This window comes from Gluconacetobacter dulcium (assembly GCF_014174165.1).
GTDB lineage: Bacteria > Pseudomonadota > Alphaproteobacteria > Acetobacterales > Acetobacteraceae > Gluconacetobacter > Gluconacetobacter dulcium.
Window position 1 is genome coordinate 107,065 of record NZ_JABEQN010000004.1, and the last position, 24,418, is coordinate 131,482.

At 67.8% G+C, this 24,418-nt stretch carries 23 protein-coding genes; 20 read left to right on the forward strand and 3 right to left on the reverse strand.

The window, feature by feature from the left end:
• Window positions 1-9: 9 nt before the first annotated feature.
• A complete protein-coding gene (locus tag HLH25_RS04660; RefSeq protein ID WP_182972969.1) occupies window positions 10-1,179 on the reverse strand; it encodes a hypothetical protein in 1,170 nt (389 codons plus the stop codon).
• A 156-nt stretch (window positions 1,180-1,335) separates the two neighbouring features.
• Here HLH25_RS04660 and HLH25_RS04665 point away from each other — a divergent pair, with 156 nt between their 5' ends.
• The 12 genes from HLH25_RS04665 (at window position 1,336) to HLH25_RS04720 (ending at window position 14,434) form a co-directional block, all read left to right on the forward strand.
• Entirely contained in the window at window positions 1,336-2,151 is an 816-nt protein-coding gene (locus tag HLH25_RS04665; protein WP_182972970.1) for an SDR family NAD(P)-dependent oxidoreductase, read from the forward strand.
• 52 nt (window positions 2,152-2,203) lie between these two features.
• A complete protein-coding gene (gene glk / locus HLH25_RS04670; protein ID WP_182972971.1) occupies window positions 2,204-3,172 on the forward strand; it encodes a glucokinase in 969 nt (322 codons plus the stop codon).
• 194 nt (window positions 3,173-3,366) lie between these two features.
• Entirely contained in the window at window positions 3,367-4,731 is a 1,365-nt protein-coding gene (locus HLH25_RS04675) for an NCS2 family permease (RefSeq protein WP_182972972.1), read from the forward strand.
• Entirely contained in the window at window positions 4,728-5,402 is a 675-nt protein-coding gene (locus tag HLH25_RS04680; protein ID WP_182972973.1) for a hypothetical protein, read from the forward strand. The genes HLH25_RS04675 and HLH25_RS04680 overlap by 4 nt, the downstream gene beginning before the upstream one ends.
• Window positions 5,403-5,410: 8 nt before the next feature.
• The gene (locus HLH25_RS04685) at window positions 5,411-5,875 is read left to right on the forward strand and encodes a cupin domain-containing protein (protein WP_182972974.1); all 465 of its coding nucleotides are present in this window, start codon (window positions 5,411-5,413) and stop codon (window positions 5,873-5,875) included.
• Entirely contained in the window at window positions 5,872-6,504 is a 633-nt protein-coding gene (locus HLH25_RS04690; protein WP_182972975.1) for an NUDIX hydrolase, read from the forward strand. Before HLH25_RS04685 ends, HLH25_RS04690 begins: the two co-directional genes overlap by 4 nt.
• Before the next feature lie 94 nt (window positions 6,505-6,598).
• Complete coding sequence (htpG, locus tag HLH25_RS04695) at window positions 6,599-8,482, forward strand: molecular chaperone HtpG (protein WP_182972976.1); 1,884 nt, start codon at window positions 6,599-6,601, stop codon at window positions 8,480-8,482.
• A 152-nt stretch (window positions 8,483-8,634) separates the two neighbouring features.
• Entirely contained in the window at window positions 8,635-9,738 is a 1,104-nt protein-coding gene (gene mtnA, locus HLH25_RS04700) for an S-methyl-5-thioribose-1-phosphate isomerase (RefSeq protein ID WP_182972977.1), read from the forward strand.
• Between the two features lie 129 nt (window positions 9,739-9,867).
• Window positions 9,868-11,679, forward strand: a complete 1,812-nt coding sequence (gene aspS, locus HLH25_RS04705; protein WP_182972978.1) for an aspartate--tRNA ligase — start codon at window positions 9,868-9,870, stop codon at window positions 11,677-11,679.
• Between the two features lie 67 nt (window positions 11,680-11,746).
• The gene (locus HLH25_RS04710) at window positions 11,747-12,583 is read left to right on the forward strand and encodes a cell envelope integrity EipB family protein (RefSeq protein WP_182972979.1); all 837 of its coding nucleotides are present in this window, start codon (window positions 11,747-11,749) and stop codon (window positions 12,581-12,583) included.
• Window positions 12,577-13,980: an amino acid permease gene (locus tag HLH25_RS04715; RefSeq protein ID WP_182972980.1), complete on the forward strand. Its 1,404-nt coding sequence runs from the start codon at window positions 12,577-12,579 to the stop codon at window positions 13,978-13,980. The genes HLH25_RS04710 and HLH25_RS04715 overlap by 7 nt, the downstream gene beginning before the upstream one ends.
• Window positions 13,981-14,092: 112 nt before the next feature.
• Entirely contained in the window at window positions 14,093-14,434 is a 342-nt protein-coding gene (locus HLH25_RS04720; protein ID WP_182972981.1) for a YXWGXW repeat-containing protein, read from the forward strand.
• An 81-nt stretch (window positions 14,435-14,515) separates the two neighbouring features.
• Here HLH25_RS04720 and HLH25_RS04725 read toward each other — a convergent pair whose 3' ends face one another.
• Complete coding sequence (locus HLH25_RS04725) at window positions 14,516-15,298, reverse strand: exodeoxyribonuclease III (protein WP_182972982.1); 783 nt, start codon at window positions 15,296-15,298, stop codon at window positions 14,516-14,518.
• Between the two features lie 18 nt (window positions 15,299-15,316).
• Complete coding sequence (locus HLH25_RS04730) at window positions 15,317-15,685, reverse strand: HesB/IscA family protein (RefSeq protein WP_182973087.1); 369 nt, start codon at window positions 15,683-15,685, stop codon at window positions 15,317-15,319.
• Between the two features lie 151 nt (window positions 15,686-15,836).
• Between HLH25_RS04730 and HLH25_RS04735 the strand changes: the two genes are divergently transcribed.
• The 8 genes from HLH25_RS04735 to serS all read left to right on the forward strand — a co-directional run bounded on the left by HLH25_RS04735 (window position 15,837) and on the right by serS (window position 24,279).
• Window positions 15,837-17,018, forward strand: coding sequence for a deoxyguanosinetriphosphate triphosphohydrolase (locus tag HLH25_RS04735; RefSeq protein WP_182972983.1), 1,182 nt, complete (start codon window positions 15,837-15,839; stop codon window positions 17,016-17,018).
• 78 nt (window positions 17,019-17,096) lie between these two features.
• Window positions 17,097-18,890 (forward strand): arginine--tRNA ligase, encoded by a 1,794-nt coding sequence (argS, locus tag HLH25_RS04740; RefSeq protein WP_182972984.1) that lies wholly within the window; start codon window positions 17,097-17,099, stop codon window positions 18,888-18,890.
• The gene (locus HLH25_RS04745) at window positions 18,887-19,825 is read left to right on the forward strand and encodes an SPOR domain-containing protein (protein ID WP_182972985.1); all 939 of its coding nucleotides are present in this window, start codon (window positions 18,887-18,889) and stop codon (window positions 19,823-19,825) included. Before argS ends, HLH25_RS04745 begins: the two co-directional genes overlap by 4 nt.
• Before the next feature lie 81 nt (window positions 19,826-19,906).
• The gene (locus tag HLH25_RS04750) at window positions 19,907-20,749 is read left to right on the forward strand and encodes a segregation and condensation protein A (RefSeq protein WP_182973088.1); all 843 of its coding nucleotides are present in this window, start codon (window positions 19,907-19,909) and stop codon (window positions 20,747-20,749) included.
• A gap of 119 nt (window positions 20,750-20,868) precedes the next feature.
• On the forward strand, window positions 20,869-21,477 hold the full coding sequence (scpB, locus tag HLH25_RS04755) for an SMC-Scp complex subunit ScpB (protein ID WP_246401410.1): 609 nt from the start codon (window positions 20,869-20,871) through the stop codon (window positions 21,475-21,477).
• A 93-nt stretch (window positions 21,478-21,570) separates the two neighbouring features.
• Window positions 21,571-22,170 carry a Sec-independent protein translocase protein TatB gene (gene tatB / locus HLH25_RS04760; RefSeq protein WP_182972987.1) on the forward strand — a complete coding sequence of 200 codons (600 nt, stop codon included), beginning with the start codon at window positions 21,571-21,573 and terminating at the stop codon, window positions 22,168-22,170.
• Window positions 22,170-23,012 carry a twin-arginine translocase subunit TatC gene (tatC, locus tag HLH25_RS04765; RefSeq protein ID WP_415529601.1) on the forward strand — a complete coding sequence of 281 codons (843 nt, stop codon included), beginning with the start codon at window positions 22,170-22,172 and terminating at the stop codon, window positions 23,010-23,012. The genes tatB and tatC overlap by 1 nt, the downstream gene beginning before the upstream one ends.
• Window positions 23,005-24,279 carry a serine--tRNA ligase gene (gene serS, locus HLH25_RS04770; protein ID WP_182972988.1) on the forward strand — a complete coding sequence of 425 codons (1,275 nt, stop codon included), beginning with the start codon at window positions 23,005-23,007 and terminating at the stop codon, window positions 24,277-24,279. Before tatC ends, serS begins: the two co-directional genes overlap by 8 nt.
• Window positions 24,280-24,418 lie beyond the last annotated feature (139 nt).

Consider the following 24,418-nt stretch of genomic DNA (forward strand, 5'->3'; position numbering starts at 1 on the left):
CCCCGGTTTTCAGTCCGTCGGGGCGGTCAGCGGACGGTCATATACACGGTAACGCTTGCAGGGCTCGGGGGCCAGGCGTTCGATCAGGCGGCGCATGGGCATGTTGTTCTCGACGACCCAGCCCATTTCGACCATCCGGTAGGGCAGGGACTTGCCGCGCCGCATCAGTTCGGTGATCGCCAGGGCCGGCAGGATGGCGCCCAGGGCCGTGCCCTCCATTTTGGAACTCACGCCCAGCAGGATGACGCGGGCGGAATGGAATTTGTGGCGGAGCAGGCGCGCCGCCAGCTTGACCCAGCCCAGCGGGGACGGCGCGCCGCCCAGGTCGCTGGCGATGTCGTAGAGATTCGGGACGACCAGCGCCACGGCCACCGGGTCGCCGTTCTGCTCGATCAGCACGAAATGCTCGGGCTTCAGGATCGGCTTCATCTGCGCGACCATCGCCGTCATTTCCTCCTGGGTCAGCGGTAGGGAGCCCCAGTTGTTGCGCCAGGCATCGTTGTAGAGCCCGCGCAGGATTTCGCCGTCTTCGGCCATCCTGTCCTTGCGCATGACGCGCGTGGTCACGCTGCCCAGCCGGCCTTCGCCCAGGCGCAGGCTGGAGGGGACGAGATGCTTTTCCTCCGCCTGCGGCCCGATTTCCATCTGGTAGGCGAGGAAATCCATCGCCCTGGTGAAACCGGCGGCTTCGATCATCGGCGGGAGCCAGCGTGGGTGCCAGGGCATGGCGATCATCGGCGGGGCGTCGTGGCCCTCGATCATCATGCCTGTTTCGCCGTTGGAGTTGAGCGTGAACGGTCCGCGGGCGGTGACCATGCCCTGCGCGCGCAGCCAGGTGCAGGCCGCGTCGAGCAGGGCCGAGACCACGGCGGCGTCGTCGATCGCGTCCAGCGCCCCGAAAAAGCCAATATTTTCGCCGAGTCTTTCGATGGCCAGATCGTCGATCTGCGCGGAAATCCGGCCTACGGGTCGGCCGCCGCGCATGGCCAGGAAATATTGCGCCCGCCCATGACTGAAGAAAGCACTCTTGCGTGGGTGCAGCAGATCCCTCTGCTCCATGTCCAGCGGCGGCACATAACCGGGCAGCCCGGCATAGAGCCGGCGCGGAAGGCGGATGAACTGTGACAACTGACGAAGCCCGGATACGGGAATGATGACAAGTTGATCCGCTTCGTTCATGACCGTTCCGTTTTTTGGCTGCGATAGGGCCGGAACCGGATGCCCGCGATGGTCGGGGCCGGCCGAGCCATGCAGTAGGCAAGGGGCTGAATGGAGTGGCCGTGAGGGCCAGCCAGTGCTGATGACATGGAAATGGTAGTCAAAGAAAGGGGCCAGATGACCAAGATCCATCAGGGGGGTGAAATCCGTTTTGATCCGGCGACCGTCCTGATTACCGGGGCCTCCAGTGGTATCGGGGCGGAACTTGCCCGCTTCTATGCGCGCTCGGGCCGGCGGCTGGTTCTGTGGGGGCGTGATCCGGCCCGGCTGGAGCAGGTGGCGCGTGATTGCCGGACCATGGGGGCGACGGTCGCGACGCGGGAACTGAACCTGGCCGATGGGGCGGCCGCGATCGTGGCCTTTCGCGAGGATGACGACGCGCATCCGGTCGATCTGCTCATTCTTGCGGCCGGCCTGGGCGACATGCGCCAGAAGGCGGCGCTGACCGAGCGGGCGGAGACGGTGCTGGAACTCGGGCTGGTGAATTTTGCGACGCCGGCCGCGCTGGCCACCGCCGGAGCCGAGCGGATGGTGCCGCGGCGCCGGGGGCACATCGTGCTGCTGGGCTCGGTCGCGGCTTTCCATGCCCTGCCGTTCGCGCCCGGCTATTCGGGATCGAAAGCCGGGCTGCTGCGTTTTGCCGAGGCGCTGCGCAATGGCCTGCTGGACCATGGCGTGGGCGTGACGCTGGTCTCGCCGGGCTTTGTCGATACGCCGATGAGTCGGCGGGTGCGCAGCACCAAGCCGTTCCTGCAAAGCGCGCCGCAGGCGGCGCGGTTGATCGCGCGGGCGGTGGAGGAGGAGCGGCCGCACCTGATCTTCCCCCGGATCTTCGCGGGTCTGCGCGTGCTGGACATCGTGCTACCGCGTCGGATACGGGATTTTGTGCTGAGACGCCTGAAGGCCGAACAGGCACCGCGCCCGACCATCTGACATTCGGTGCCGTTTGCGCCGGCATATTTTCCGCAGGGAGGCAGGACTGGACATGAAAGAAATCGTCGCCGTGGATATCGGCGGTACCCATGCCCGCTTCGCGATTGCCGGGGTGGAAGGGGGGCGGGTTGCTTCGCTGGGCGACGCGCTGACGTTGAAATGCGCCGAACATGCCAGCCTGCAACTGGCCTGGGAGGCTTTCGGCCGGCAGATCGGGCGCACGCTGCCGCGCGCCGCGGGCATTGCCGTTGCCTGCCCGATCCAGGGCGATATCCTGAAACTGACCAATAACCCCTGGATGATCCGCCCCGCGCAGCTTGGCGCCCAGTTGGGGGTGGACGAGCACGTGCTGGTCAATGATTTCGGAGCCGTGGGCTATGCGGTGGCGCAGGTCGATGCCACCCATCTGCGCCATCTGTGCGGGCCGGATCGCGACCTGCCGACCGAGGGCATCACCACGATCGTCGGCCCTGGCACCGGGCTGGGCTCGGCTTATGTCGTCCGCCGTGACGGGCGCTGTCTGGTGTGCGAGACCGAGGGCGGGCATGTCGATTTCGCGCCGCTGGATAGCGTGGACGACCGGATCCTCCAGCGGTTGCGGCAGCGTTACCGCCGCGTTTCGGCCGAGCGGATCGTCTCGGGGCCGGGGCTGGTGAATCTTTATGAAACGATCGCCGAGCTTGAGGGGCAGCCGGCCCGCATTCATGACGACAAGGAACTCTGGACGGCTGGGCTGGAGGGGCGAGACCCGATGGCATCGGCGGCGGTGGAGCGGTTCTGTCTGGCGCTGGGGGGCGTCGCGGGGGATCTGGCGCTGGCCCAGGGGGCCAATGGCGTGGTGATTGCCGGTGGCGTGGGCCAGCGGCTGGCGGACCATCTGCCGCGATCGGGGTTCGCCGAGCGATTCGTTGCCAAGGGGCGGTTCGAATCGATGATGGCGCGGATGCCGGTGAAGCTGATCACTCATCCGCAGCCGGGGTTGCTGGGAGCGGCGGCCGCTTTCGCCGAACGCTTCGCCTAGGAGCTGGGAGCATGGGCGTCGTCTGTGCTTCGTGGCGATGGGCGATCTGGGCCGCTCTTGCTTGCCGGACCGTCTTTCCGGTCAGGCTTTCATGAGGCGTTTTTGAATCGGCCTCCAAAGGGTTGGCGGGTCTCTTGCATCATATCGGAAGCGGTAGGACAGTCCCTTGACCTTGTTGAGGGAAGAGACTGGCAGTGACGCATGACGGCGCCGGAGCAACCGGCTGGATCGACCGTTTTTTCCATGTGACGCGCCGGGGTTCGACCCTCTCGCGGGAACTGATCGCCGGGCTGACCACGTTCGGGGCCATGGCGTATATCATGATCGTCAATCCGGCGATTCTGGCCCTCGCGGGGCTGGACCGGCACGACATGATCATGACGACCATCGCGGCCTCGGTCGTCGGGTCGCTGCTGATGGCGCTGCTGGCCAATCTGCCGATCGCCCTGGCGCCGGCCATGAGCAGCAACCTGATCTTCGCGCAGGTGGTGGTGGTGCAGATGGGAATCGCGCCGCCGGTCGCGTTCACCATGGTCTTTATCGGCGGGCTGGCCTTCGTCGCGCTGTCGCTGACGCAATGGCGGCAGAAGATCGTGATGGGGTTTCCCGTTTCGGTCCGCACCGGCATCCATTGCGCGATCGGGGCCTTTATCGCCCATATCGGCATGGTCAGCGGCGGGCTGGCGGTGAAGGGGGCCGAGGGGTTCGCCTTCGGGTCGCTGCGCGATCCGGCGGTGCTGCTGGCGATCGGCGGTCTGTTTCTGGCCGGGGCGTTGCGGATGCTGCGGGTGCCGGCGGGAATGCTGCTGAGCATCGTGGCGGTGACGCTGGCGGGGTGTTTCGTCCACCATCCCGATGGCCATCCGGTCACGTCGCGGCCCTCCGCCTGGCTGGAATGGCCGCATTATCCGGTCCACATGCTGTTTCCCTTCGATTTCCACGGGTTCGTCACGCATTTCGGCCTGGTGCTGCCGGTGACGCTGTATTTCTTCCTTGGCGATTTCTTCGATGCGACGGGCACCATGATGGCGGTGACGCGCAAGGCCGGACTGTCGGTCGAGGATGGGCAGCCGCTGCTTGGCCGTGCCGCCTTCGTGGCCGATGGTACGGCCAGCGTGATGGGTTCGATTCTCGGGACCTCCACGGTGTCGGCCTATCTGGAATCGTTGGTCGGGGCGGAGGCCGGGGGGCGGACCGGGCTGGTGGGGGTGACGGTGGCGGCGCTGTTCGCGCTGTCGTCCGTGCTGTGGCCGGTCATTACCGCCGTTCCGGCGGTGGCGACCGCGCCGGTGCTGATTCTGGTCGGGCTGGGCATGCTGTCCGACATGGGGCGGGCGGAGCAGGACGATGCGGGCGGGGTTCTCGTGCCCCTGCTGATGGTGCTGGTGACGGTCATGACCGGCAATTTCATGGTCAGTCTGGCGCTGGGGCTGCTGCTCTATACCGTGCTGGCGGCCGTGGGGCGGCGCTGGCGGGAGATGACGCCGATCCTGCTGCTGCTGGACGGGGTGTTCATTTTCTACCTCGTGCTGGCCAGCGGCATCGGGGGCGGGACGTGAGGGCGCCCGGCGCGTTGCTGCTGCTGTCGGGCCTGTTCTTCGCGGTGCCTGCCGCCGCGACGGAAGGGGGGAGTATGTGGCCCGATACGCCGGATGCGCGGCTGGAACTGGAGGCGCTGGTCGCGACGCTGGATGCGCGCCTGCTCTCCCACCCCAGCGCGACCCTGACGCTGGAAGGCTGGTGCCGCGATCACGGTCTGGCGCCGGTGGCCCATGTGGTGGCGCGCCGTGTGCCCGGCGCGACGCGGGCGCCGAGTGCCGGACAGCGGCGCGAACTGGCGGTTGGCGCGGAGGAGGAGGTGGCCTATCGCCGGGTGGAACTGGCGTGCGGGGGGCGCGTGCTGTCGGTGGCGGACAATTGGTATGTGCCCGCGCGCCTGACGCCGGCGATGAACGGGCTTCTGGCACGGACCGACACCGCGTTCGGCCATGTGGTGGCGGACCTGCATTTTACCCGCCGGACGTTGGAGAGCACCCGTCTGTTCGCGCCGCTGCCCGATGGATGGGAGCGGGACGGCCTGCCGCCGGCCGGGGCGGGGACGATTGCCATTCCGGCCGCGATCCTGCGCCATCGTGCGGTGCTGTATCGTCAGGACGGGGTGCCGTTCAGCGAGGTGGTGGAAACCTATACCGGTGCGATGCTGGATTTTCCGCCGCCGCCATTGAAGTGAGAGAGGCCATGACCCGATCCGCGATCGACCTGCGTGACCCCGACCTGCCGGCTGAGGCGGTACGGGAGGCGCTGGCGCTGGCGCCGCATCCGGAGGGTGGGTGGTATCGCGAAGTATGGCGCGACGCCCCGCCCGATGGCGGACGGGGCGCGGCGACGACCATCCAGTTTCTGCTGGCGCGGGGGGAGCGGTCGCATTGGCATCGGGTCGATGCCGCCGAAATCTGGTGCTGGCAGGGCGGCGCGCCCCTGCGGCTGCGCATGGCGCGGGATGGGGTGGAAGAGCGCGTGGTTCTGGGGCCATGCCCTGCCGAGGGGCACGTTCAGCAGGCGGTGGTGCCGGTGATGGACTGGCAGGCGGCCGAATCGCTGGGGGCGTGGAGCGTGGTGGGCTGCATCGTTGCCCCGGCCTTTCAGTTCTCGGGCTTCGAACTGGCGCCGCCCGGATGGTCGCCGGACGGGGTTGGGGCATGAGCGGCGAGCCTGAGTGGCTGGTCTGGGCGCGCGAGATCCAGGCCATTGCCCAGACCGGCCTGACCTTTGCCCGCGACCCGTTCGACCGGGAGCGATATGAGGCGCTGCGGAGCATCGCGGCGCGGATGATGGCGGCGGGCTGCGACGAGCCCGTGGCGCGGATCGAGGCCCTGTTTGCCGGGCAGGAAGGCTATGCGACGCCGAAGGTGGAGGTGCGGGCCGCCGTGTTTGACGATTCGGGCCGTATCCTGATGGTGCGCGAGGTGCTGGACGAGGGGCGCTGGACCCTGCCGGGTGGCTGGGCGGATGTGAACCTGACCCCGGCGGAGAACGCGGTGAAGGAAGTGCGCGAGGAGAGCGGTTATATCGTGACCGTGCGCAGGCTGGCGGCGGTGTGGGACCGCGCGCGGCAGGGGCATGGCGACAAGGCGTTCTCCTGCGTCAAATGCTTCTTCCTGTGCGATCTGGCGGGCGGGGAGGCGGCCACGAGTATCGAGACATCCGAGATCGCGTGGTTCGGCGCGGAGGAAATTCCCGAGGATCTGTCGCTGGGGCGGGTGTTGCCGGGGCAGATCCGGCGCATGTTCGACCATTACCGCGAACCCGGCCTGCCGGCCGATTTCGAGTGATGGGCGATCGACGCGGCGCAGGCCGTTGAAATCATGATATTCGTGACCCATATGTTGGGTCTGTGTGATTTGACGTAACAGAGAGATTTTCAACATGGTCGATCAGGCTACGGGTTCCGACACGAGCCGCCCCGCTGCGGCGGGTGGTGAGGAGCATGCTTTCAGCGCGGAGGTCGGGCGGCTGCTCGATCTGGTGGTGCATGCGCTGTATTCGGAGCGCGAGATTTTTCTGCGCGAACTGGTGGCCAATGCCGCCGACGCCACCGACCGGCGGCGTTTCGAGGCCCTGACCGATGCGGCGCAGGCGCTGCCCGAGGGCGCGAAGGTGCGCATCGACCCCGACAAGGACGCGCGGCGCCTGACCATCAGCGACGATGGCGCGGGGATGAGCAAGGAAGAGCTGGCGCGCAACCTGGGCACGATCGCGCGTTCGGGCACCCGTGCGTTCGGCGAGGAACTGGCCAAGCACAAGCCCGAGGAACGGTCCGGCCTGATCGGGCAGTTCGGTGTGGGCTTCTATGCCGCCTTCATGGTGGCGGACCATGTCGATGTGGTGTCGCGCCGGGCCGGGACGGACGAGGCGTGGCGCTGGTCTTCGGACGGGAAGGGCAGCTTTACCCTCAGCCCCGCGACGCGCGAGCAGCCGGGCACCGACATCATCCTGTACATGAAGGAGGATGCGGACGAGTTTCTGGATGCCTGGCGCCTGGAAGCGATCGTGCGCAAATGGGCCGATCACATCGCCTGGCCGATCACGATCCAGAGCGATGGCGAGGACAAGCCGGCCAATGCGGGCACCGCCCTGTGGCGCAAGCCGCGCGGCGAGGTGACGGAAGAGCAGCTCAACGAGTTCTACCGCCATGTCAGCCATAATTTCGATACGCCCTGGGCCACGCTGCACTGGCATGCCGAAGGCACGATCGAGTTTACAGCGCTGCTGTTCATCCCCGGTAGCCGCCCGTTCGAGTTCGGCGAGCAGGTGCGCGAGAGCAAGGTGCGGTTGCATGTCCGCCGCATGTTCATCACCGACGACGCGGCGCTGCTGCCGCCGTGGCTGCGCTTCGTGCAGGGGGTGGTCGATACCGAGGACCTGCCGCTGAACGTCTCGCGCGAGATGTTGCAGGCGACGCCGGTGTTGCAGCGCATCCGCAAGGCGGTGACCAACCGGGTGCTGAACGAGTTGCGGACCCGCGCCAAGGATGCCGAATCCTATGCCGCCTTCTGGGACAATTTCGGCCCGGTGGTGAAGGAAGGGATCTGGGACGACGCGGAATATCGCACCGACCTGGCGGGTCTGGCCCGGTTCCGCTCCAGCACCGAAGAGGGATGGACGACGCTGGCCGACTACGTGTCGCGGATGAAGGACGGGCAGGAGGCGATCTATTACCTGACCGGCGATAACCCCGACACGCTGCCGGCCTCGGCGCAACTGGAAGGGTTCAAGGCGCGCGGGATCGAAGTGCTGCTGCTGACCGATCCGGTCGATTCCTTCTGGCCCGATCGTCTGGGCACGTTCGAAGGGAAAGCACTGCGCAGCGTCAGCCAGAGCCATGCCGACCTTGAGAAGTTCGAAGCGCCGCTGACCGAAGGGGACAAGGCGGAACTGGACACGCTGCTGCCGGCGCTGAAGGAGGCGTTGGGCGAGGCGGTGTCGGACGTGCGCGGCAGCACGCGGCTGGTGAGCAGCGCGGTGGTGCTGGCGGCGGCCGGGCAGGGGCCGGACCTGCAATTGCAGCGCCTGCTGCGGCGCAGCGGCCAGGCGGTGCCCGATCTGGCGCCGGTGCTGGAGGTCAATCCGGCGCACCCGCTGATCCGCGATATGGCGGCGCGGGTGGCGCGGGGCGAGGCGGTGACCGATACCGCGCTGATCCTGCTGGATATCGCGCGGATTCAGGAAGGCGAGAGCCTGAAAGACCCGACCGCGTTCGCCAGCCGGCTGACGGCGACGCTGACCCATCTTCAGGGCGGCGCCGCTTAAAAAAACCGCCATGACAGGTTCACGTCTGTTTTGGGCGTGACCCTGCTAGAATGCCGCGTGAAGCCCGCAGCCTGACGGTTGCGGGCTTGATGCCGTGCCATTTGGGTGCTTCCCTGCGCGGCCTTTTTCCCCAGCCATTGGAACCGTGCGACATGAAGATCGGTAATGTCCCTTATCGCAGCGTATGGGTGGACCAGGACGATGGCTGGTCGGTCCATATCTTCGACCAGACCCGTCTGCCGTGGGCGCTGGATGTTCTGCGCCTGACCGAGCGGGACCAGGTGGCGCAGGCGATCCGCACCATGCAGGTGCGCGGTGCGCCGCTGATCGGCGCGGTGGCGGCCTATGGGCTGGCGCTGGCCTTGCGCGTCGATGCGTCCGATGCGGCCATGGAGCACGATGCGGCCCTGCTGGCGGAGACGCGCCCGACGGCGATCAATCTGCGCTGGGCGATCGACCGCATGCTGGCGCGCCTGCGCCCGCTGCCGGCCGAGGCGCGCGTTGCCGCCGCCTATGACGAGGCCGGGCGGATCTGCGACGAGGATGTGGCGCAGAACGAGGCGATCGGCCGCCATGGCCTGAGCCTGATTCAGGACATCGCGACGCGGCGGGGCGCGGGGGCGACGGTCAATATCCTCACCCACTGCAATGCCGGGTGGATCGCCACCGTGGACTGGGGCACCGCGCTGGCGCCGATCTACATGGCGCATGACAGCGGGCTGAAGGTGCATGTGTGGGTGGACGAAACCCGGCCGCGCAACCAGGGCGCCGCGCTGACGGCGTGGGAGCTGGGCAGCCATGGCGTGCCGCATACCGTGGTGGTGGACAATGCCGGCGGGCATCTGATGCAGCATGGCGCGGTGGATCTGGTGATCGTGGGCACCGACCGCGTGACGCGGGGCGGCGATGTGGCGAACAAGATCGGCACCTATCTGAAGGCGCTGGCGGCGCATGACAACGGCGTGCCGTTCTGGGTCGCGCTGCCTTCGACCACCATCGACTGGAGCGTGACGGACGGGCTGACCGAGATCCCGATCGAGGAGCGCGCGGGCGCCGAGGTGACGAGCGTGACCGGGCAGACCGCCGATGGCCGGATCGAGACCGTGCAGGTGACGCCGCCGGGCAGCGGGGCGGCCAATCCGGCCTTCGACGTGACGCCGGCGCGGCTGGTGACGGGGTTGATAACCGAGCGCGGGCTGTGCGCGGCTTCGCAGGCGGGGCTGGCCGAACTGTTTCCGGACCACGCCCGCGCGTGATCGTGGCGCGGAGGCTGGTGGGCGAAGGCAGACCTTGACAGGGGAGGCCCGGCCCGGCTTCCTCCGCCTTCGACCGAACGGGGCGCGCCGCGCTCCGTCCCTTGTTTTTTGGTGACACAGGACCGGACCATGCATCCCTACCGTACCCATAGCTGCGCCGCGCTTCGGGCCAGCGACGCCGGGCAGACCGCCCGCCTCTCCGGCTGGGTGCACAGCAAGCGCGATCATGGCGGTCTGCTGTTCATCGACCTGCGCGATCATTTCGGCATGACCCAGATCGTGATTCCCGCCGGTTCGCCGGTGCTGGAGGCGGTGGAGCGCGTGCGCGTGGAAAGCGTGCTGACGGTGACGGGCGAGGTGGTGCTGCGCGACGACGCGACGCGCAACCCGAACCTGCCGACCGGTGATATCGAACTGCGCGCGCAGACGGTGGACGTGCAGTCGGCGGCCGAGGTTCTGCCGTTCCAGGTCGCGGGGCATGAGAACTATCCCGAAGATCTGCGCCTGACCTATCGCTATATCGACCTGCGGCGCGACAAGGTGCACCGGAACATCCTGCTGCGCTCGCAGGTGATCGCCAGCCTGCGCCGCCGCATGACCGATCAGGGCTTCATCGAGTTCCAGACCCCGATCCTGACGGCGTCTTCGCCCGAGGGGGCGCGCGACTTCCTGGTGCCGGCGCGCATGCATCCGGGCAAGTTCTATGCTCTGCCGCAGGCGCCGCAGCAGTTCAAGCAGCTTGCGATGGTCGCCGGGTTCGACCGGTATTTCCAGATCGCGCCGTGTTTCCGCGACGAGGCGGCGCGTGCCGACCGCTCGCCGGGCGAGTTCTATCAGCTCGATTTCGAGATGGCCTTCGCCACCCAGGAAGACGTGTTCGCGACCCTGGAGCCGGTGATGGAGGGCGTGTTCCGCGAGTTCGGCGGTGGGCGCACGGTCAGCGCCGCGCCGTTCGAGCGCATTCCCTATGCCACGGCGATGAAGCTGTACGGCAGCGACAAGCCGGACCTGCGCAACCCGCTGCTGATCAGCGACGTGACCGAATCGTTCGCCGATTCGGGCTTCGGGCTGTTTGCCCGCATCGTCGCCGCCGGTGGCGAAGTGCGCGCGATTCCCGCACCGGGGGCGGGCGAGCGTCCGCGCGCCTTCTATGACAAGCTGAACAACTGGGCGCGCGAGGTCGGGGCCGGCGGGTTGGGCTACATCATCTTCGACGCCGAAGGCGGCAAAGGCCCGATCGCCAAGAACCTGGAGCCCGAGCGGGTGGAGGCGATCCGCGAGGCGACCGGGCTGAAGGCGGGCGATGCCGTGTTCTTCGCGGCGGGCAAGGGCGACGAGGTGGTGAAATTCTCCGGCCAGGTCCGCACGCGCATTGCGACCGAACTGGACCTGATCGAGGCGAATGCCTTCCGCTTCTGCTGGATCACCGACTTCCCGATGTATGAGCGCAACGAGGAAACGGGGCTGATCGATTTTTCGCACAACCCGTTCTCGATGCCGCAGGGCGGGCTGGAGGCGCTGAACAGCCAGGACCCGCTGACGATCACGGCCTATCAGTACGACATCGTGTGCAACGGCATCGAGCTGTCGTCGGGCGCGATCCGCAACCATCGTCCGGATGTGATGATCCGCGCGTTCGAACTGGCGGGTTATCCGGCCAGCGAGGTCGAGGCACGTTTCGGCGGCATGCTGAATGCCTTCCGCTACGGCGCGCCGCCGCATGGCGGTTCGGCGCCGGGTGTGGACCGTATGGTCATGCTGCTGGCCGACGAGCCGAACATCCGCGAGGTGATCCTGTTCCCGCTGAACCAGCAGGGCGAGGACCTGATGATGGGTGCCCCGGCGCCGGTTCCGCCGGAGCGGCTGAAGGAACTGTCGCTGGCACTCGACCTGCCGCGCCCCAAGCCGTCGGCGGGGAAAGACACCAAGCCGGCGGAATAGGCCGGATATGACATGTGACCGGCGGAGCATCATTGCGCGGAATGGCGCGATGGGCTCTGCTGTGACCATGACATCGAAGACTCCATGCGCCGCCACGGTGCGGCCGGCCAGGGGATTGTTGGCCGCCGTTCTGATGACCCTTGGGTGGAGCGCGGGACGCCCTGCCCAGGCGGAAACGCCGATCGCGCTGGCGCCGCATCGTGCGGTCTATGACCTGACGCTGGTCGCCGTGACCGGCGGCGATACGATTGCCGCCAGCGGCACCATGACCTACGTGGTCGGCAATGCCTGTTTGGCCTGGTCAACCCAGCAGCAATTGCGCCTGCAAACGGTGTCGCGCTCGGGTGGCGTGACCGAGATGGTGTCGGATTATGCGACGCTGGAGGCCAAGGACGGCCATAGTCTGGTGTTCCGTACCGTGCAGACCGCGAATGGCCACGAGGCCAGCCGCGTGATGGGCGAGGCGACGATGACGCCGACCGGCGGCGAGATCCGCTATACCCAGCCCAGCGCGCATACCGTCCATCTGGCGGCCGGCGTGATGTTTCCGATGGCCCATACCAGGGCGATCATCCGCGCCGGGGAGCAGGGACAGACTTCGCTGGCGCCGGCGCTGTTCGATGGAACCGGCGAGGACGGGGCGCAGGATACCTATGTCATGATCCTGGGGTGGAACCCTCCGCCCTCGCCCAGCCAGTATCCCGCACTGGCGCGCCTGCCCTCGGGGCGGGTGCATGTGGCGTTCTACACCGCGTCCTCTCATGACATGCGCCCCGATTACGAGATCGGGATGCGATATTTCGCCAATGGCGTCTCCGATGATCTGGATATGGATTTCGGCGATTTCCGCATGCACGGTACGCTGCATGAATTTACTCCAGCCCCGGAAGGTCACCGATGCTGAACCCCGCGCCGATTGAAGACAGCCCGCAGGATGCCGCCCCTGCCAACGGGAGCGGCTTGGCCCATTCGTTGCGCACCCGCCACGTTTCGATGATCGCGATCGGCGGGATGGTCGGGGCCGGGCTGTTCGTGAACACCTCGGTCATGATCGAGGGGGCGGGGCCGCTGGTGCTGCTGTCTTACCTGATGGCCGGGCTGATCGTCTTTATGGTCATGCGCATGCTGGGCGAGATGGCGATCGACTGCCCCGAGGCGGGGTCGTTCGTCGGGCATGTGCGGCGGGGGCTGGGGCATCGGGCCGCCTTCGTCACCGGCTGGTCGTACTGGCTGTTCTGGGTGGTGGTGGCCTCGGTGGAGGCCAAGGCGGCGGCGCTGATCGTGGCGCCGATGCTGGGCGTGGCCCAGTTGACGGTGGCGCTGGGGCTGATCGCGCTGATGACGGCCGTCAACATGGGGTCCGTGCGGGGGTATGGCGAGTTCGAATTCTGGTTCTCGCTGATGAAGATTACCGCGATCGGGGTGTTCACGCTCATTGCCGGGCTGGCGCTGTTCGGGGTGATCGGGTCTTCGCTGCATGGTGGGGTGGCGCATCTGTGGGACCAGGGCGGGTTCATGCCCCATGGGTTCGCGGCCTCGCTGTCGCTGCTGCCGGCGATCCTGTTCACCTTCGCGGGGGCCGAGATCGCGACCGTGGCGGCGGCGGAAACGGATAATCCCGGCTATAATATCGTCCAGGCGATCCGGACCGTCGTGGTGCGCGTGATGCTGTTCTACATGGGGTCGCTGGCCGTGATCCTGTGCCTGATTCCCTGGAACCAGATCCGGGCCGGGCACTCGCCGTTCCTTGATGTGCTGCATCGGATCGGCATTCCCGGCGCCGAGACCGCGATGACGGTGGTGGTGCTGGTGGCCATCGCGTCGTGCCTCAATTCCACCTTGTATGTCACGTCGCGCATTCTGTTCGAGATGGCGGCGCATGGCGATGCGCCGGCGGCGCTGGTGCGGACCGGGGCCAGCGGGGCGCCGCGCCGGGCGATTGCCATCGGCAGTCTGGTGGCCTGTGTGCTGACCGTGATTGCCGCGACCTTTCCGGGCGAGGTTTTCGGCTTTCTGCTCAATGCTTCCGGGGCGATCATCCTGTTCGACTATCTGATGGTGGTCTTCGCCCAGATCGCCCTGCGCCGGAAGATGTATGGCGAGGGGCGGCAGCCGGCCTTTCCGATGCTGCTGTTTCCCTACCTCTCATGGCTGACGGTCGGTGCCATCCTGCTGGTGATGGTGACGATGATCCTGACGCCGGATACGCGGGTGCAGATCGAACTGGGCAGCCTGACGCTGATTCTGATCGTGGCGCTGGGGGCGGTGACGCCACGTCGGCGCGGCCGCGCGCCGACGTGACGGCGCGCGGTTTCACACGGTTATTTTTTCGCCATTTCAACGCCATGATGATCGGACCATAGTGCCGTTGACGGGAGACCACGATCCCGTACGCGGACAGGAGTTGGTTTGCATGAACAGGCAGATTGTCAGGGGTGCCCTGCTGGCGCTGGGTGTGATCGCCGGGGGAACCATGGCGGTGGGCGACGCGGCCCCGGCGCAGGCGCAAGCCTATCGCTACGGGCCGGTGACGCCGGGCTGGGCGCCGCCCCCGATGCCGCCGCCGCGTGCCGAAATGGTGCCGCGCCCGCGCCCCGGCTGGGTTTGGGTCGGCGGCGGTTGGGACTGGGTCAATGGCGGATATGTCTGGGTACCGGGGCGTTATGTGCGCCGTGGCCGGTATGCCGGCTGGGGACCGGGGCGCTGGATGCAGCGTGGCCCGCGCTGGGTCTGGGTACGGCCCGGCTGGCGCTGACGGCCGGCTTGCGCTGACGGAACGATGTGAAAGTCCCCCCGTCAGCGCCGTGGGTCAGCGCCGTGGCTGACGGGGGTGGCTTCAGGTCGGGGTGTCGTCCAGCGTGATGACCAGGGGAACGTGGTCGGAGGGCTGGTTGCGGCCGCGTTCGTCCCGGTCCGGGTGGGCGTCGCGCAGGCGCTCCGCCAGGCGGGGGGAGAGCAGGGCGTGATCGATGCGCAGGCCGCAATCGCGTGACCAGGCGCCGGCCTGATAGTCCCAGAACGTGTATTGGCGGCCGTGCGGGTGCAGGGCGCGCACGGCGTCGGTCAGGCCCAGCCAGATCAGGCGGCGGAAGGCGGCGCGGGTTTCCGGGCGCACCAGGGCGTCGGTTGGCGGCAGGGCGCCGGGCGCGCAATCCTCGTCGGTCGGGCAGACATTATAGTCGCCGGCCAGCACGAAATCCCGGCCGGCATCGAGCAGGGCGCGCGCGTGCAGGGCCAGGGCCTCCATGAAGGCCAGCTTGGCCTCGTATCCCGCGCTGCCGCCCGAATTGCCGTTGGGGAGATACAGGTTGCCGAAGATCAGGCCGTTTGCCTCGATTTCCACATAACGGGCCTGCGGGGCGTCGTCGTTCAGCGGGGGCAGGGCGCGGGTCGTGATGGTGAAGGGCACGCGCGAGAGGATGGCGACGCCGTTATAGCTCTTCTGCCCGACCACGACCGGGTCGTAGCCGGCGGCGCGGAAGGCTTCGACGGGGAAGGCGGCGTCCTCGCACTTGATTTCCTGGAGGCCGAGCAGGTCGGGTTTCTCGCGCTCCAGCCAGTCCAGTACATGCGTCTGGCGCTGGCGGATGGAATTGACGTTCCAGCTTGCGATTTTCATCTTGGACGGGCGGCCTGCTCAGTCGATCGAGAAGCTGGTGCCGCACCCGCAGGACGAGGTGGCGTTGGGGTTGCGCACCGTGAAATGCGCGCCCATCAGCGAATCGTTGAAATGCAGTTCCGCGCCCGACAGCAGGTCCATGCTGGCGGGGTCGACCCGGACGCGGGCGTTGCCGACGGGCACCACGATGTCGTCGGGGCGGGCCTCGCCGTCCAGGGCGAAGCTGTACTGGAAGCCGTTGCAGCCGCCGGCCAGCACGCTGACCCGCAGCGCGGTGGAGGTGGCGTCGACGCCCGGCTGGGCGGCGATGATGTCCTGAAGCCGGGTCGCGGCCTCGGGCGAGACGCGGAAGGCCGTGTCGGGCGAGGGGGAAGTGGGAAGCGGCATGTCCATCGGGATCACCATCGTCGCGCGGCCCTTGGCGGCATGCTGAGCCAGCATGCTGGCCTTGCGGCGCCGGGCGGGTTATCGACAGGGGGCGGAGGTCCGGCTTGTCCGAGGCCGGGATTACGCCACCCATCCGGGATTGGGGTTATATATGAGCGTCGCACCCTATGCTGTCCAGACCGCCACCGCCCGGGGGCGTCTGCATGCCGAGGCGGAATCGCCCAGTCGTTCTCCATGGCAGCGCGACCGTGACCGGGTGCTGCATTCGGCGGGCTTTCGGACGCTGCAATACAAGACGCAGGTCTTCGTCAACCATCAGGGCGATTTCTTCCGCACCCGGCTGACCCACTCGCTGGAAGTGGCGCAGATCGCGCGCTCCATCGCCCGCAGCCTGTCGGTGGACGAGGACCTGACCGAGACGCTGGCGCTGGCGCATGATCTGGGCCACACGCCGTTCGGCCATGCCGGTGAGGACGCGCTGGCCGCGGCCATGCGGGATTGGGGGGGCTTCGACCACAATACCCAGACCCTGCGCCAGGTGACCAAGCTGGAACGCCGGTATTTCGATTTCGACGGGCTGAACCTGACCTGGGAGACGCTGGAAGGGTTGATCAAGCATAACGGCCCGGTGGACCACCCGACCGGCTATGTCGCCCGGTATGCGGACGGGCTGGGGCTGGATCTGTCCAGCTATGCCTCGGTCGAGGCCCAGATTGCCGCCATGGCCGACGATATCGCCTATCACGCCCACGACCTGGATGACGGGATGCGGGCCGGGCTGCTGGACCTGGCGGATCTGGCGGACCTGCCGGTGGTCGGCGCGGCGCTGGCGCTGGTGCGGGAGCGGGCGGGCGGGGTCGCCATGTCGGGCGACGTGGCCGAGGAGACGCATCTTCAGGACCGGATGCGGCATGAGACCATCCGCCGGGTGATCAATGCGCTGGCGGTGGATTTGACGGAGCAGACACGGCGCAATCTGGCGGAGCTGGCCCCGCGATCGGCCGATGACGTGCGCGGGGCCGCGATGCCGGTGGTGGCCTACAGCCCGGACATGGCGCGCGATAACGGGGCGATCCGCACCTTTCTGTATGCGCGGATGTATCGGCACTGGCGGGTCAACCGGATGACGCGCAAGGCGCGGATCGCGGTCGAATCGATCTTCTCGATTCTGGCCGACGATATTTCGCTGTTGCCGGACGGCTGGCGGCAGGAGGCGCGGGCGACCGACGCGATGGGTGCGCGGCGGATCGTGGCCGATTATATAGCCGGGATGACGGATCGATTCGCGATGGAAGAACATCGACGGTTGACGGATCTGTCCGTGGCGGGCTGAAACGCCCGACCAGTAACGTTCATACGCGCTGGGCGGGCGATCCGTCCGCGCCGGTGTTTCAGTGGGAAGCCGCATCGCATGTCCGACAGCCTGTTCGTTCGCTATCTCTCGCATGTGCGCGATGCCCTGCGACGGATCGTTCCGGACCTGCCGGAGGAGGTGGCGGCGCGGGTGGAACTGACCCCGACGCGCGATCCGGCGCATGGCGACATGGCGACCAATGCCGCCCTGCTGGCCGCCAAGCCGGCGCGGCGCCGCCCGGCCGAGATCGCGGCCGAACTGGCGGCGGCGCTGGTGGAGGTGCCGGGCATCGCGAAGGCGGAACCGGCCGGGCCTGGCTTCGTCAACCTGACGCTGGACGAATCGGTGCTGCGCGCGGTGGTGGGCGACGTGCTGCGGGCCGGCGAATCCTATGGCGACGCCACGCTGGGGCAGGGTGTCCGGGTGAATGTGGAATATGTCTCGGCCAACCCGACCGGGCCGATGCATGTGGGGCATTGCCGGGGCGCCGTCGTTGGCGATGCGCTGGCCAATCTGCTGGCCAAGGCCGGCTATGCGGTCACCAAGGAATATTACATCAACGATGCCGGCGCTCAGGTGATCGCGCTGGCCTGGGCCGCCTACTGGCGGTACCTGGAGGCCATCGGCACGACCATGGACCGCGAGGCGTTCGCCGCGCTGGTGCCCGGCGGCATCCAGTATGGCGGCGATTATCTGGTGCCGGTGGGGCAGGCGCTGGCCGAGTTGCACGGCACCGGGCTGGCCGGGCCGGATGGCCAGCCGGCGGCGGCCGAGCTCTGGATGGACACGGTGAAGCCCTTCGTGGTCGGCGCGATGATGGCGATGATCCGCGAGGACCTGGACGCGCTGGGCGTGCGGCATGATGTCTTTACCAGCGAGGCCGCGATCCTGGCCGGTGGCGTGACCGATCGGGCCATCGCGCGGCTGGATGCGCAGGGCCTGCTTTATGAAGGCGTGCTGGAGCCGCCGAAGGGCAAGCTGCCCGACGATTGGGAGGCCCGGCCGCAGACGCTGTTCCGCTCCACCGCGTTCGGCGACGACGTGGACCGGCCGTTGCGCAAGTCGGACGGGTCGAACACCTATTTCGCCAACGATATCGGCTATCACGACGACAAGGTGCGTCGTGGCGCGGACCTGCTGATCGATGTCTGGGGCGCCGACCATGGCGGTTACGTCACCCGGATGAAGGCGGCGGTGCAGGCGCTGGCGGTTGGGGGCAAGGCGGTCGGGTTCGATGTGCTGCTGTGCCAGATCGTGCGGATCGTGCGCGACGGGCAGCCGGTGCGGATGTCCAAGCGGGCGGGTACCTTCGTCACGCTGCGCGACCTGATCGACGAGGTGGGGCGCGATGCCGTGCGCTTTACCATGCTGACGCGCAAGGCCGATGCCCAGATGGAGTTCGATCTGGACCAGGTGGTGGCGCAGACCCGCGATAATCCGGTGTTCTATGTGCAGTACGCCCATGCGCGCTGCCGTTCCGTGCTGCGGGCGGCGCAGGAGATGCTGGGGGAGGCGGCGATTACGCCAGTGGCGCTGGTCGAGGCGGACCTCGATGGAATCGGGTCGGATGCCGAAATGGCGCTGCTGCGGCGGATCGCCCAGTGGCCGCGCACGGTGGAAGGGGCCGCCCAGGCGCATGAGCCGCACCGGATTGCCTTCTATCTTGGCGAGTTGGCGGGCGATTTCCATACATTGTGGAATCGTGGCCGCGATGATGCGACACTGCGCTTTCTGCAGGAAGATGATCTGGTTGCCACCCGTGCGAAGCTGGCGATGGTCGAGGCTACGGCCACGGTCATCCGTTCGGGTCTGGCGGTTCTGGGTGTTGAGCCGGTTGAGGAAATGCGATGAGCGATACCGATCCCTCCGGCCGCGACCCTTATGAGGACCGCCTGAACCGCGTGCGCGAGCGCATGAGCGCCGATTACGGCGATGAGGAAGCGCCGCCGCCACAGCGCAAGCGCCCGGCCCGCCGGGCCGGCGGATTGCTGGGCGCCGACCCCACGACGCGGCGGCTGGCCTATGGTGCGGCGGGGCTGGGTGGCTTGCTGGTGCTTGGCATCGGCGGCTGGGCGCTGCTGGGACACCAGCAGACGGGCATTCCCGTTCTTGGGCCGCCGCCCGGCCCGGTGCGGGTACGGCCGGTCGATCCGGGTGGCATGCAGGTTCTGGGAGCCGAGGCGCCAACTGGCGATGATGGCGCGGTGGCGCGTCTGGCACCGGGGCCGGAACAGCCGCGCCCCGACCGTCTGGCCCAGCAATACGGCCAGCCGCCGGCCACGGATGCGGCAACGGCAACGGCATCGACACCGGCCGCGACGCCGCCTGTTGCGGCATCCGTGCCGGCACCGGCCAGCGCGCCTGTGTCCGAGGCGCCGCTCGCGTCGCCTGCCGCCAGTCCCGCGCCGGCTGCCGCCGTTCCGGGCTCTGGTGCCGCGTTGCCGCCGCCGTCGGCGTCGCTGCCCGCCAAGCCTGCCGCATCCGCGCCGGTGGCCGCCAGTGCCGCGCCTGCGGTGGCGCCGGCCGCTCCGGTGGCGGGCGGGCGCTATGGCGTGCAGCTTGCGGCGCTGGATTCGCAGCAGGCGGCCGAGAAGGAGTGGGCGCGCCTGACGCAGCATTATCCGGAGCTGTTCGGGAGCCATACGCCGGTCATCGAGCGGACCGAACGCAATGGCGCCGTGTTCTTCCGGCTGCGCACGCGCGGGTTTGCCAGCATCGCCCAGGCTACGTCGTTCTGCGAGCATGTGCGGCTGAACGGTCTGGCCTGCACCCTGGCCGGGTTCTAGGCCGGGCCATTGGCGACCGCGCCCGTCGACAGTCTGCATGGGCCAGGGCAGGAGGGCCTGCCCGATGGGCTGACCGCGCCCATGCTGCATCTGGACGGGTTCGAGGGGCCGCTGGATCTGCTGCTGGAACTGGCGCGGGCGCAGAAGGTCGATCTGGCGCGGATTTCGATCCTGCAACTGGTCGAGCAATATCTGGCGATCGTTGAATCGGCCCGCCGCATCCGGCTGGAACTGGCGGCCGACTGGCTGGTGATGGCCGCATGGCTGGCCTGGCTGAAATCGCGCCTGCTGCTGCCGGCCGAGGACGGCGAGGATATCGACGCCGAGGAGGCGGCCGAACTGCTCCAGGCGCGGCTGGTCGAACTGGCGCGGATCGGGCAGGCGGCGGCGTGGTTGGGGGCGCGCCCCCAGTTGGGCCGCGACGTATTTGCCCGTGGCGAGCGCGAGGACCTGACGGAAATCGACCGTTCCGGGCTGGCGCTGGACCTGCCGCAATTGATGGGTGCCTATATGGCCGCCATGCGGCGGGGGGCGCGCAAGCGGGTCTATCAGCCTCGGCGGATGCATTTCTGGACGGTGCAGGACGCGCTGGCCCGATTGCACCGCCTGCTGGGCGCCGACACCATCCCCGGTGGCGGGGCGTGGTGCGAGCTTGGGGCTTTCCTGCCCGAAGGGGGGCCGGCGATGGAGGGCGAGGATGACGAGGAACGCATGCGGCAGCGCCGGGCGGCGATGGCCGGCACGCTGATCGCCGGGCTGGAACTGGCCCGCAACGGGACGATCGAACTGCGGCAGGATGAACAGTTCGGCCGGATCATGCTGCGCCCCAATGCCGGAGGGCAGGCGGTCGATGGTCCGGATGTGGGGCCGGATACGGGGCCGGATATGGCGCCGGAAATGGAGAGGATGGACGCGGCGGAATGACCGACGACAGTCAGCAGGCACCGTCCGCGCCGGTTTCCGGCGAGGAACCGGGTATTGCCGGGGCCGTGGGCAGCCCGGCTTCGGGACATTCCGAGGAGGCGGGGACGCCGGCCGTGCCGATGGCGATCCGGCTGATCGAGGCCATGATCTTTGCCAGCCCGGAGCCGGTATCCGAACGCGCGATCGCCGAATTGCTGGAGGGGCAGGGTCTGGTGCCGCCCGAGGCCGAGGATCTGGCGGCCTATGTGCGTGCCGTGATCGAGGGCGTCGTGAGGCAATATGAGGGACGGGGCGTGGCGCCGGTCCAGGTGGCCGGTGGATGGCAGTTCAGGACCGTGGCCGACCTGGCGCCCCGCCTGACCCGCGTGTTGCAGCGCCCGCGCCGACTGCCCCGTGCCACGCTGGAGAGCCTGGCGATCATCGCCTATCACCAGCCCTGCACCCGCGCGGAAATCGAGGACATTCGCGGCGTGTCGCTGAGCCAGCAGGTGCTGGACAATCTGCTGGAAGCCTCGCTGATCGTGCCGCGCGGGCGCAAGGAGGTTCCGGGGCGGCCGATCCTGTGGGGGACATCGGCCGATTTCCTGCGGCATTTCGGCCTGCGCGACCTGCGCGACCTGCCCCGGCGCGAGGAATTGCTGGTGGATGTGCCGGATAATCCCGTCCTGCGGGCCGCCGCTCCGGATGAGGCGAAGACGGAAGCGGTTTCCGCTCCGCCGGTGGCGTGATAGGTGTCCTTCCTTTCCGCGCCTGTTTCGACGCGGTTCGCGCCCTGTCATGTCTGAGTTGGTCAATGTCCATATCTGAGCCACGGATCGGTCATGTTTGATTTCGCATGGTCCGAGATGGCGCTGATCGGTGTCGTCGCCCTGTTGCTGATCGGGCCAAAGGACATGCCGGTGGCGATCCGCACCGTCACCGGTCTGATCAAGAAGGCCCGCAAGATGGCCTCGGAATTTCAGACCCATGTCGATGAGATGGTGCGCGAGGCCGACCTGACCGAGGCGCGGGATACGCTGAGCGGCATCCGGCGCTTCAATGTCCGCAACCAGATCATGCGGGCGATCGACGATGACGGAACGCTTCAGCGCACCTTCAACGAATCGCCGCTGGATACGCGGCCCGGAGCACCGCTGGTCCCGCCGCTGGGCGCGGCACCCGGTTACGATCCGGACGGGCAGCATCGTTATGGCTATGTGCCGCCGGCGCAGCCTCGGGACGATGCAGCCTTTCCGGCGGTCGTCGATGCCGGTCCTGCGCCCGCCCTGCTGCCGCCTGCCGTGGCGCGGCGGCTGGCGGCCGATCGGGCGCGGCTGCATCCGCCCGCTTTCCTGCCGCCGGTGCGGGTGATCCATGGGGCGCGGCGCGTGCCGGTGGATGCGCCCGGTGCGCGCACGGTGCACGCGGGAGAGCCGACGTGATGGACGAGTCCAAGCCGGGAGCGACGAACCTGAACGACGACAATCGGAGCCATGGCGATCCGATCAACGACCAGCCGATGCCGCTGCTGGAACATCTGGTCGAATTGCGGCGCCGCCTGATCTGGTCGGCGGCGGCGTTCGGACTGTGTTTCCTGCTGTGCTACCATTTCTCGGCGCGGATCTATCTGTTTCTCGCCCAGCCGCTGGGCGACGTGATGCGCGCACAGGGCGAGCAGCCGCATCTGATCTATACGGCGCTGTATGAAGCCTTCTTTACCTACATCAAGGTGGCGATCTTCGGCGCGGGGTTCCTGTCCTTTCCGATGGTGGCCATGCAGGCGTGGATGTTCGTGGCGCCGGGGCTGTATCGCAGCGAGAAGCGGGCCTTTCTGCCGTTTCTGGTCGCGACCCCGATCATGTTCGTGATGGGGGCGGCGCTGGCCTATTATTTCGTCTTTCCCTTCGCCTGGAAATTCTTCCTGTCGTTCCAGACCGCCGACGGGCAGGACGGGCTGCAGATCCAGCTTCAGGCCAAGGTGTCGGAATATCTCGCGCTGGTCATGAAGCTGATCATGGCGTTCGGCGTGGCGTTTGAACTGCCGGTGGCGCTGACGCTGCTGGCGCGGGTGGGGATCGTGACCGCCGCCACGCTGAAACGCTTCCGGCGCTATGCCTATGTGGGGGCTTTCGTGATCGCGGCGATCCTGACGCCGCCGGATATCATCACCCAGACCGGTCTGGCGGTGCCGCTGATCGGGTTGTACGAAATTTCCATCATCTGTGCGCGCATGGTTCAACCCAAGCGCCCCGAGGACCCGGACCAGGAGAATTCCGATGCATGACCTTCGCGCGCTCCGCGCCGATCCGGCCGCTTTTGACGCATCCCTGACGCGCCGGGGCGATGCCCCCGTTGCCGGTCATGTGGTGCGGCTGGACGAAGACCGGCGTGCCGCCGTCACGGCGTTGCAGGATCGGCAGGCCCGGCGCAAGACGCTGTCGAAGGAGATTGGAACCCTGCGGCGGACGGGAGCCGACAGCGCGGCGCTGGAGGCAGAGGCTGTTGCGCTGCGCGAGGAGATCGAGCGGCTTGAAGCGGTGGTCCGGGATTGCGATGCCGAAATCCGCGATCTGCTGGTGACGCTGCCCAACCGGCTGGATGAGGCCGTGCCCGATGGGGCGGACGAGGCCGCCAATGTGGTCGTGCATCAGGTCGGCGAGCGGCGGAACTTCGCCTTCGCCCCGCGCGAGCATTTCGCGCTGGGCGAGGCGCTGGGCATGATGGATTTCGAGACCGCGTCCAAATTGTCCGGTGCGCGCTTCGTGGTGCTGCGGGGGGCGCTGGCGCGGATGGAGCGGGCGCTGGGGCAGTTCATGCTCGACCTGCATGTGCAGGAGCATGGCTATACCGAGACGGCGGTGCCGGTGCTGGTCAATGAGGCCGCGATGTTCGGCACCGACAAGCTGCCGAAATTCGCCGACCAGTCCTTCCGCACCGAGGACGGGCGCTGGCTGGTGCCGACCGCCGAGGTGCCTCTGACGGCCAGCGTGGCGGGGGACATTCTGCCGGGGGCGGCCCTGCCGCGCCGGATGGTGGCGCTGTCCTCCTGTTTTCGCAGCGAGGCCGGGGCATCCGGCCGCGATACGCGGGGCATGCTGCGGCAGCACCAGTTCCAGAAGGTGGAGATGGTGTCTGTCACCCGGCCGGAAGACAGCGACGCGGAACTGGAGCGCATGACACGATGCGCCGAGACGGTGCTGGAGCGGCTGGGCATTCCCTATCGCCGCATGCTGCTGTGCGCCGGCGATACCGGTTTCGGTGCGGCGAAGACGTTCGACCTGGAAGCGTGGCTGCCGGGGCAGGATGCGTGGCGGGAGATTTCGTCGTGCTCCACCACGCGCGATTTCCAGGCGCGGCGGATGAATGCCCGTTTCCGGCCGGCCGAAGGGGCCGCGCCGGAGTTTGTCCATACGCTCAACGGCTCCGGCCTGGCGGTCGGGCGCACGTTGATCGCGGTGATGGAGAATTACCAGAACGAGGACGGCAGCATCACGGTGCCGGAGGTGCTGCGGCCGTATATGGGTGGGCTTGCGGTGGTGGGAGTGCCCTGACGCGCGCCGGGGCGTCAATATTCCCCGCCCAGATTGAGTTGCGGTCGGTTCGCGACACCGGGTGACGGTGGATCGAACTGTCGGAATGCGTTTTTCGGCGGAGCGGGGCGCTGGGGTGGAGGGGCGTGCGCGCAGGAGG